The sequence below is a fragment of the Shewanella sp. SG41-4 genome (assembly GCF_014164505.1).
In the GTDB taxonomy this organism is placed as follows: Bacteria; Pseudomonadota; Gammaproteobacteria; order Enterobacterales; family Shewanellaceae; genus Shewanella.
On the sequence record NZ_JACJFI010000148.1, the window covers coordinates 1 to 10,340 of the forward strand.

Sequence of the window (10,340 nt, forward strand, 5' to 3'; positions counted from 1 at the left end):
AAATACCTAAACACCTAAACACCTAAACACCTGAACCTAAACACCTATTAACATTATTACAACAACATCACGTAAGTTAACTACAGAATGGAACTAAAAAACACAAAACCGTAAACTGTAACTCACGAGAAATCATTTAAACATTGATCTAGCGCAAGTTTTAGTTAAAAATCGAACAAATACTGATGTTTTTTAATTCCAAGCCGATAGCTTCCTTATACTTATCTAAAAGTGACATTCATCTAATTATTATGCTTGATACAATCCGCACACTCTTTACTGTTACAGATGAAAGCCTATTAATCGTTGGTGATTTTCAACTTATAGTCGTTTGCATATCCATCGCTATCGCAATATTTGCCTCGTTTATGGCATTACAAGTCGCATCGCAAGCAGCATTAACACTCAATAAATATAAACGCTACTTACTCACCAGCTGTGGCAGCATTGCGCTTGGTGGCGGTGTGTGGTCAATGCATTTTATTGGCATGTTAGCATTCAGCTTATGTACTCCGGTGAGCTATGATATCGGCTTAACCGCGTTATCTTTTATTCCGAGTATTGCCGCATCTTGGGTAGCCTTAAATGTCATATCCACAACCAAACCAAAGCTAAGCCAGTTTGTGGTGGGCGGTATTTTGACCGGTGCAGGTATTGGCACCATGCATTATGTCGGCATGGCGGCTATGGAAATGGCTCCCCTACTACGTTACGACTTATTCTATTTTGGCTTATCAATAGTCATTGCCATTATTTTGGCCATTGTCGCACTGTGGATACGTTTTAGTTTGAACCATCTAGGTCGTTTTGCATTAAGTGATTTACATAAAAATGCGATTGCAGCGATGGTGATGGGCTGCGCTATTTCCGGTATGCATTACATCGGTATGGCTGCGGCTCGTTTTGTCCGCCCACCCGGGTTTGAATTTTCTGAACAAACCACAAAGATGTCACTGTATTTAGGCATTGCCGTTGCTACGATTACGGTGGTGATTATTTTATTGGTGTTAGCCGTCAACATGATGATTAAATACCAAACCTCGTTACACCAAGCCAAATTAACTGAAGCACGCTATCGCGCGACCATCAGTACCGCCGTTGACGGTATCATTACCTTTAACGCTAAAGGGCGCATTGAAAGCGGCAATCAAGCGGTAGAATTACTCCTGGGCTGGCGACTTGAAGATGTGTGTCACCAAAATATTCGTGACTTTATCCCGAGTCCATTTATCGATGAGTTTAACGCCCGTTTAGACAGTTTCTTTAACCACAACATAGCGCAGCAAAAAAGTACTGGCCGCGATGTAGAAGCGCTACATGTTAACGGTACGGTCATTCCGGTTAGGGTATCTATTGGTCATGCATGTATTGAAGGTAAAAGCCTGTTTGTGATGTACATAAGTGACTTACGTCACCGTATTGAAATGCAACGTGCGCTAATTAAAAGCGAAGCCCAGTTTCGCTCACTTATCGCCAATATTCCGGGTATCGCCTATCGCTGTTTAAATACTGAAAACTGGCCGATGGTATTTATTAGCGACGCGGTTGAAAAGATCACCGGTTATCCAGCAAGCGACTATATAGGCACAACACCAAAACGTCATTTTTACCAACACGTACACCCAGATGACCTTGAGCAAATAGGTAATCAAGTCGTCACAGAGCAAGTGTTTAAGCTGGAATACCGTATTTATAATGCCAACGGCGATATTCGCTGGTTACTCGGTTATGGTGCTCATGTTGACGGGATAGATGTACAAGATAAATGGCTCGACGGCTTTATTATGGACATCACCGATCGCAAAGAAATGGAGCAATCTTTATTAATTGCCAAAGACAAAGCGGAACAAGCAGCATCTGCCCGCTCGGCATTCCTAGCGAACATGAGCCACGAAATTCGCACCCCAATGAACGCCATCATTGGTTTTAGCGACATTTTACTCGACGATTCGCTACCCGCTGAACAGCAAAAACATTTACGTACTATTAATCAGTCTGCTAAGTCTTTATTGCACCTACTAAACGATGTTCTCGATAGTGCCAAGTTAGACAAAGGCAAGTTCGATCTCGAATTACGCGATTTCTCTGTTATCGAAGAAATTGATTCGGTGGTATCGACACTATGGTTACAAGCTAGTTCTAAAGGTTTGTTCTTAAATGTGAATGTATCAGCAGATGTGGCAATGTCTTATCATGGTGCTCCAGACCGAATTCGTCAGGTATTGACTAATTTAATTGGTAATGCGATTAAATTTACCGCCGAAGGTGGCGTCAGCATCGATGTTAGCGTTAAACCAAGCGGTTGCATTGAATTTGCGATTAACGATACCGGTATTGGCATGACGCCAGAACAACTAGCCTTAGTGTTTGATGCCTTTGCTCAAGCAGATGCCAGCATGAACCGACGCTTTGGTGGCACTGGCCTAGGGACAACCATCAGCAAACAATTGGTTGAATTAATGGGCGGTAAAATTACCGCTAAAAGCACATTTGGACAAGGCAGTTGTTTTGGCTTTACCTTGCCATTAACCGCACCAAAACACATCAACAGCACGTTGACTCCGTTAATACCCCGTCACATTCAACCACTGGCTATTTTGATAGTTGATGACATCCAGCAAAATATTGATTTGCTCACCATTATGATGAAGCGCCAAGGCCACTCTGTTATTACAGCCCGCGACGGTAAACAAGCCCTACTGCGGATGCGCAGCGACAAAATTGATCTTGTATTGATGGACGTGCAAATGCCTATCATGGACGGATTAACCGCCTCGCGTACTCGTCGTGAACAAGAGCAAAACGAACAGTTACCGCATATGCCAATTATTGCATTAACGGCCAGCGTACTGCCTGAAGACAAAAAAGCAGCATTAGATGCCGGTATGGATGGTTTTGCCAATAAACCTATCGATATGATGCTGCTTAATCATGAAATTGCCCAAGTGTTGAAACTTGAACAAAGCAATATGGACGTCGATAACACCGCTGTTGATATCGACAACCGGCAAGTGGTTAATGAGAAAAAAGGCATCTCGATGTGGGGAAGTAAAGACACTCTCGTGAAAGAAATCAGCCTATTTATGACTAAACAACACGATAGCAACCAACAGCTTAAACAATTAATACAAACTGCCGACTGGCCAGCTATTAGTCAGCATTTACATGGACTCAAAGGGTTGTCTGGCAATTTATCGCTAACGCAACTTACACGTTTATTTAGCGATGCTGAGCGCTCTGCCATGACAAAATCCAGCACTGAATTATTGGCTTTGCTGCCCACTATTGAGCAGGCTTTTGACCATGTGACAACCTATCTTAGCACTCAAGATATCAGTCAACACCCAGATCAAACCGCAGAAAAAGATCGTATGAGCGTTGATGAGTTCATCCAAATCATTAACCTTATTCGCTTAGCTGCAAAAGAAAATCAATACAATGAACACGATGTCGACACACTAATTGCAGCCACTCCGTCGGCATACCGACAGCAATGTATCAACATACAACATGCTCTAGACGACTTTGAATTTGAACAAGCAATAGCACAACTCAATGCACTTGAGTCCAATGTTACTGCACAGTAAAAAGACTGAATTGAATGATATATAGCAACCAAGACCGTATGCCGACAATTCTTATTGTCGACGATGAACCCGCTAACCTCAGAGTGTTAAAGAAAATGCTTGAGGATCAGTACAGGCTGATATTTGCTAAAAGTGGCGAAGAAGCCTTGCGTTTAATTGAACGCGACCTGCCTGATTTGATTTTACTCGACGTGATGATGCCAGGTATGACTGGTTTTGAAGTCTGTCAGCAACTAAAAACAGAGCAACGCACCAAAGCGGTACCAGTCATTTTTGTTACGGCGTTAAGTGACGAAGTAGATGAAGCCAAAGGCTTTGATGTTGGCGCGGTAGACTACATTACTAAACCCGTGTCCCCAGCGGTGGTTAAAGCACGTGTTCGTACTCATTTGTCTTTAGTGCAGGCAGACGATTTGCGCCGTACTCGTTTACAAGTCATTCAACGCTTAGGCCGAGCATCTGAATACAAAGACAACGAAACCGGTATGCATGTGATGCGCATGAGCCATTTTTCTAAAATCATTGCCCTTGCTTATGGTTTATCAAAATCAGCCGCCGACAATTTACTCCATGCTGCACCAATGCACGATATTGGTAAAATTGGTATTCCCGACAGCATTATGCTTAAACCGGGTAAGCTCACCGATGAAGAATTTGCCATCATGAAAAAGCACCCTGAAATCGGCGCCGAAATTCTAGGTGAATCAGATTCAGATTTGATCGCCTTAGCCAAAGTCGTCGCCATGACTCACCACGAAAAGTGGGATGGTAGCGGCTACCCTCATGGACTTAAAGGTGAAGATATTCCTATTGAAGGACGTATTGTGGCAATTGCCGACGTATTTGATGCTCTCACCAGCAAACGCCCTTACAAAGAAGCATGGACTGTCGACAAAGCCATGGCATTTTTACATGACCAAAGCGGCATACATTTTGACCCACAGTTAGTGACACTATTTCAGCAATCTTTGCCCAGTATTTTATACATTAAGCAACGCTGGCAAGACTAATAGACCGTAATTGGCCCGTTAGTTTAGTCGTGAACTAACGGGCCAATTAGTTTTTAGGTTTTGCCCGATTTCAATCGCTTAATGGTTCAATTCACCCAACTCCCTTATTACCAACAGGATTTTTTATGACCCCGGCTGCTGCATTACCAAGCCAACTGAACACCACCGCCATTTTGTTAGTGTTAGCCTTAGGCACATTTATATTGGGATTATCAGAGTTTTCGATGATGCCAATGCTGCCATTAATTAGTGAAACATTTTCCTCAACACCGTCACAAAGTGGTTATGCGATTAGTGCTTACGCGATAGGCGTTGTTGTCGGCGCCCCTATTTTAATGCTGACCACAGCCAACATGAAAAAACGCCATGCCTTGGCAATATTTCTGACATTAATGTTTATCTCTAATGGCTTAAGTGCGATGGCAACCTCACTTGAACAGCTTATTGTATTTCGCTTTTTAAGTGGCCTACCCCATGGCGCTTATTTTGGTGCCGCTATTTTATTGGCTGCCGATATTGCCCCTCAAAATAAACGTGCAAGTTACATGTCTAAAGTGTTTATGGGCCTAACCATAGCCACTATTGTAGGGGTTCCCATTGTCACTTTAGTCGGCCAAAACTTAAGCTGGCGCTATTGTTTAGCGGGTGCATCTGCCCTCGCCTTAATTGCATTAGTGTGTGTATATGTGGTGATCCCTAAAATTGAAAACAACCAACCGTCAAATTTAATCAATGAGTTTAGCGTGTTAAAGAATAAATTGGTCTGGTCAATTCTTGGCATTGTGATTATTGGCTTTGGTGGCGTATTTTGCATTTACACTTACATTGCCGATACCATTTTAGTGGTCACTGAAACGCCGGCATACACAATTTCAATCGCGATGGTAATGTTTGGTATTGGTTGTACCTTAGGCAATTACGTACTAGGCAAAGCAGCCGATCGCGCCGCCTTAAAAACCACTGGTATTGCTTTGTGTGTACGATTATATTTTCGCTTGCTTACGTCAGTGCCAGCCATAATATTTGGCTATTGTATGGAGTAATTTTCTTTATTGGCTGCAGTGTGGGTTTAGCGACACTGATTCAAACCTTACTGATGGACGTATCGCCAAATGGTCACGCGATGATAGGGGCATTAGTACAATGTTCATTTAACACCGCCAATGCTATCGGCCCTTGGGTGGGTGGCATGTTTATCGCACAAGGCGCAATGCCTAACGAGACAGGCTATGTAGCGGCAGTGTTATTTGCCGGCGGCTTAATGATGTGGCTGTTAAGTTATCTGCAAATGAATAACAAAAATACCCAATTAAAGCAGTGTCCTGCATAATCAAATGCTTGATTGATTCCCGATACAATTACCAAACTAAATGGCTAAAAAGTTTTCAGACTCAGTAGTGACAATACTATCGAACTCATTCCCGAAATCATTGTCGATGATATTGCTAATTACAATATCATCGACAATGTACTGAGTCGGTTAATATTTGCAATAGGTACTCATACTGATTTTATTTAGATACTAATTCAGAAAAATGAGAATAGGCAACGGAGTGTTTTTATTGAGTTTGTTTTCAAAACTATTAAGATGAATTTTGGCCAAAAATCATCACCTCGGCTTTGTGTTTAACTTGCTCATTTATGGATATCCTGTTCCGCAAACGCAGAGTTAGAAAAATATAACAACAGATTGGCTAAAAATAACCTCAATATTAACCGTTAGTTTGCTCCTATAATTTTTCAACAGTTAGTATTTGTTCTTATGGCACTTCGATTCGGTGACATAGCTGCATAAAAAATAACAACCGCTTAAGTAAATACTGAACGCATAATTTGGTAAAAAATAGGCCTTGCCTTCTGTTTGGGACGTAATTAAGCGAACTTGAGCAACTTTACCGGCACGTTGATTTAGGATGCTTAGGATGGGATTCTAACTCACATTGGACAAAAATAAGTTTGAGTCATCAACCGAATGTAGACTCAACAGGTTAGAAAGTGTAGCTCAAGCTTCTAATCTAGTAGCCAAATTCTTGTCCACTAGATTAATCAGAACCCCTAATTTTGGGTGGCCATATTTACTTGGCAAATGTTAGTCTCTAGCAAGTGCATCTACCGGATTCAATTTAGCTGCATTGCGGGCAGGCAGATAACCAAACACAATACCGATTAAGGTCGAGCAAGCAAAAGCTGCCACTATTGACGTACTCGAATAGATCATCTGAAAACTGCTGCCTGTGTAGGTAAATATCATACCGATAAGATAAGCAAGTCCAATCCCCAATGCGCCACCACAAAAACATACCAATACAGCTTCAATCAAAAACTGACGCATAATATCGGTTTGCCTGGCACCAACGGCCATACGAATGCCTATTTCGCGCGTTCGCTCTGTTACCGATACCAGCATGATATTCATTACCCCAATCCCGCCAACTAACAAAGAGATAAACGCGATAGCTGATATCAGCAGCGTCATGGTTTCAGATGTTTTTTCAATGCTTTTGCGTATCGTATCTGTATTAATAGTGAAAAAATCAACTTTGCCGTGGCGCATAGTCAATAAGCTAATAATGCCTTGCTCTGCCACATCGCTTGATACATTGGCATCTATCCTTACGGTAATATCGTTAACATAATTTTGTCTAAGAATACGTCCTGAAACAGTGGTATACGGCAACCAAACATTCAGTTCATCACTGTTGTCGGACACACTTTCAATTGGCTTTGTTACGCCAATAACACGAACAGGAAGGCGGCCGAGAAATATTACGCTACCTAGCGCACTGCCGTCAGAAAAAAGCGTTTGCTCAGTATTGGCGTCAATAACAGCAACCTGTTCTAAAGCATCGATACTGTCATCGGCAAAATATTGTCCTTTGGCCAACGAATAACCACGAACCCGAAAATACTCAGTACCCACGCCTTGAACTGAGCCTGTGACGGTTTCACTTGCATAACGGATGGCAACATTGGTTCTAACGGTTGGAGTAACGCTGTCCACATAGGGCAATATTTTAAGCGCATTGGCATCGTCTGCCGTGAGCGACCTAACCCTTTCAGAGCGGCGATCTCCTCGCCCTGTGCCTGGTTTTATTTCAATGGTATTGGTGCCCATTGAGGCAATATTATCCAGAATAGATTGCTGCGAACCTGCACCTAACGCAACGACAGACACCACTGAAGCAATGCCAATAATAATGCCGAGCATCGTAAGAAACGTACGCAAACGATGATTGGACATTGCAATTAACGCCATTTTTAACGCTTCAAGGTATCGCGACCAGTTTATCTTCTTATCTGTTCGAAAAGATTGTCTGTCTGTGATTAACGAGCTCGTTTCTGCTGGGATACGTTTTTGGTTATCGGCAATGATTTCGCCGTCTTTTAGCTCGATGACGCGATCGGCAAACTCAGCAATATGCGGATCGTGTGTCACCAAAATAATGGTGTGACCGTCGCGATGCAGTTCTTGGATGAGCTTCATCATTTCTTCGCCGCTATTGCTATCAAGCGCGCCGGTGGGTTCATCGGCCAGAATAATATCGCCACCATTGATTAAAGCTCTGGCCACACTGACACGTTGTTGTTGGCCGCCACTTAGCTGACTTGGTTTATGATCTAAACGATCGCTTAACCCTAGACGAGTCAGTAGTTTTTTAGCTTTTTCGTGTCGAGTTTGCGGCCCCTCATTGGCATACAATGCCGGTACTTCTGCATTGCCCTGCGCAGTTAAATCTCCCAAAAGATGATAGCGCTGAAAGATAAAGCCAAAATATTCACGTCGCAGTGCGGCTAGTTCATTGTCATCCATACTGGATGTGTCCTGACCATTAATGAAATAACTGCCTGCACTGGGTTTATCCAAACAGCCAAGGATGTTCATTAATGTTGATTTACCGGAACCAGACGCGCCGATAATGGCAATCAATTCACCACGACAGATTTGCAGGTTAATGTTGTTAAGTACCGTCAGCTCCTGCTCTCCGGCGGTAAAAGAACGACTAACACCTTTAATATTTAATAGAACGTCAGCCATGAGTTATAACCTCTTTCCTTTACCAAGACCTGGTACACTTTGTCCGAGCATATTGCCCTTAGATAAGCCGGTCATCGAAATCGCGTCGTCATTAGCTGAAGTTTGACCAAGCATGATTTGATCACCTTCGTTAAGCCCTGAGAGGATTTGAGCGTAGACTTTATTGTTAATGCCCACTTCAACATTGCGATATTCAATGTGGTTGTCTACTATCACTGGCACTTGATACGAAGCGCTTGGCCCCGTTTTTGTTATCAATATCTGTGATGGGACAAGTAAAGTATCTTGCGCATTGGCTAAAATAATCGATACCTGCGCTGTCATGCCAAAGCGCAACTGGTTGTCTGGGTTTTCAACATCAAACAGAGCGTTGTAGTAAATCGCTTCATCATCGCCAATCATCAATGAGCTGTCTGCGCCGCTAAGTAATGTTGGCCCAGGTTCAATGGTGCGTAATACACCACGGTATTTTTTCGCTGTCGCGCCCAAAATACTGAAATAAACGTCTTGTCCTGCACTCACATTGATAATGTCAGCTTCAGATACCTGCGCTTTAATCGTCATTACATCCAATTGCGCCAGCTCAATAATACTGGGTGTACCTTGATTATTATTAACGGTTTGACCCTCTTCGACCGACACGTAAATCACGGTGCCGTCAATAGGTGAACGAATAGTTGTGTAACCTAAATTAAGCTTGGCGTTATCGACACTGATGATTGCTTTGTCCTTTTCAGCACTGAGTTCATCAAGCTCAGCCAGATAAACCGCCAATATCGATTCTGCTGAGTCAAAATCTGATACCGAAGCAGCGCCATTAACTAGCATCTTTTTATTACGAGCATATTCAGACTGTGCGACTTTTATTTGAGCCTGCTTTGCTCGATATTGCGCATCAATGCTTTGCAGTGATGCTTGGGCTTCTTTAAGGGCATTTTGTTGAGTTAAGTTATCGATTTGAGCAATCAAGTCGCCCTGTTTTATATTTTGGCCAACGTTCACGTCCATTGTTTCGATTAACCCCGACACTTGAGCGCCGACACTGACTAATTTAGACGGATAAAGCACGCCATTGGTAAGTACTACTTTTTCGATGTTGCCGCGTTTAACCACATCGGAGGTAAAGATAGGTTGATCTTGTTGTGCTTGAGTGTATTTGTATCCTACAACGGCAGCGATTACGCCAAGGGTAATAAGCAGCAAGGTGTTTTTAATGTTCTTTTTCATGTGGATTTCTTAATGTCTTTTTGGTGACTGAATCTGCGCTAACAATCTTGTAATAACGGATTTGCGTTTACTTACTATCAATAACAGCAGAAGTCGTATTCAAAGTGGGTTCACACAATGGCAATGTTGACAGCGGATCCATGCTGTCATTATGTGGCTGTGCTTGTTCCAGACGAGATTCTTTCGGATGAACTTGTGGTGAATGAGCTGGTTTCGAATGAGATTCTTGCAGATGAGCTTGTGTTGAATGAGCCCGTTGCGGCGTTTGACTGTGTCGCTCAAAACTCACCGTCAAAGAGTCTGAGTCCAGCACGAAGCCTTGCATGCTTTGTCGAAGCATTATTGCAGACACAGAGGCAGAAACTGGGGCTGACACAGAGGCAGACGAATCGATATCTAAAAATTTGGATAGCGCATACAGATGAAAAGTATACACTTTTTGACCTGGTCCTTTAGAGCATGGCGGTGCATACTCGTTAC

At 42.8% G+C, this 10,340-nt stretch carries 4 protein-coding genes and 2 pseudogenes; 3 read left to right on the plus strand and 3 right to left on the minus strand.

Going from position 1 to position 10,340, the window contains the following annotated elements; genetic code table 11:
* Positions 1-251: 251 nt before the first annotated feature.
* The 3 genes and pseudogenes from H5202_RS13635 to H5202_RS13645 all read left to right on the plus strand — a co-directional run bounded on the left by H5202_RS13635 (position 252) and on the right by H5202_RS13645 (position 5,927).
* Complete coding sequence (locus tag H5202_RS13635) at positions 252-3,587, plus strand: MHYT domain-containing protein (RefSeq protein WP_182772550.1); 3,336 nt, start codon at positions 252-254, stop codon at positions 3,585-3,587.
* 14 nt (positions 3,588-3,601) lie between these two features.
* A complete protein-coding gene (locus tag H5202_RS13640; protein WP_182772551.1) occupies positions 3,602-4,597 on the plus strand; it encodes a response regulator in 996 nt (331 codons plus the stop codon).
* A gap of 125 nt (positions 4,598-4,722) precedes the next feature.
* A pseudogene (locus H5202_RS13645) lies at positions 4,723-5,927 on the plus strand (MFS transporter).
* A gap of 759 nt (positions 5,928-6,686) precedes the next feature.
* Here the strand turns inward: H5202_RS13645 and H5202_RS13650 are convergent.
* From H5202_RS13650 to H5202_RS13660, 3 genes and pseudogenes are all read right to left on the minus strand, one after another.
* Positions 6,687-8,633: a MacB family efflux pump subunit gene (locus tag H5202_RS13650; RefSeq protein ID WP_182772552.1), complete on the minus strand. Its 1,947-nt coding sequence runs from the start codon at positions 8,631-8,633 to the stop codon at positions 6,687-6,689.
* A gap of 3 nt (positions 8,634-8,636) precedes the next feature.
* Positions 8,637-9,860, minus strand: a complete 1,224-nt coding sequence (locus tag H5202_RS13655) for an efflux RND transporter periplasmic adaptor subunit (RefSeq protein ID WP_182772553.1) — start codon at positions 9,858-9,860, stop codon at positions 8,637-8,639.
* A 67-nt stretch (positions 9,861-9,927) separates the two neighbouring features.
* Positions 9,928-10,340: pseudogene (locus H5202_RS13660) on the minus strand (hypothetical protein); the annotation flags it as partial.

Coding starts and splice junctions, on each gene's coding strand:
- H5202_RS13650 (WP_182772552.1), bottom strand. CDS start 8,633: ATGGCTGACGTTCTATTAAATATTAAAGGTGTTAGTCGTTCTTTTACC.
- H5202_RS13640 (WP_182772551.1), top strand. CDS start 3,602: ATGATATATAGCAACCAAGACCGTATGCCGACAATTCTTATTGTCGAC.
- H5202_RS13655 (WP_182772553.1), bottom strand. CDS start 9,860: ATGAAAAAGAACATTAAAAACACCTTGCTGCTTATTACCCTTGGCGTA.
- H5202_RS13635 (WP_182772550.1), top strand. CDS start 252: ATGCTTGATACAATCCGCACACTCTTTACTGTTACAGATGAAAGCCTA.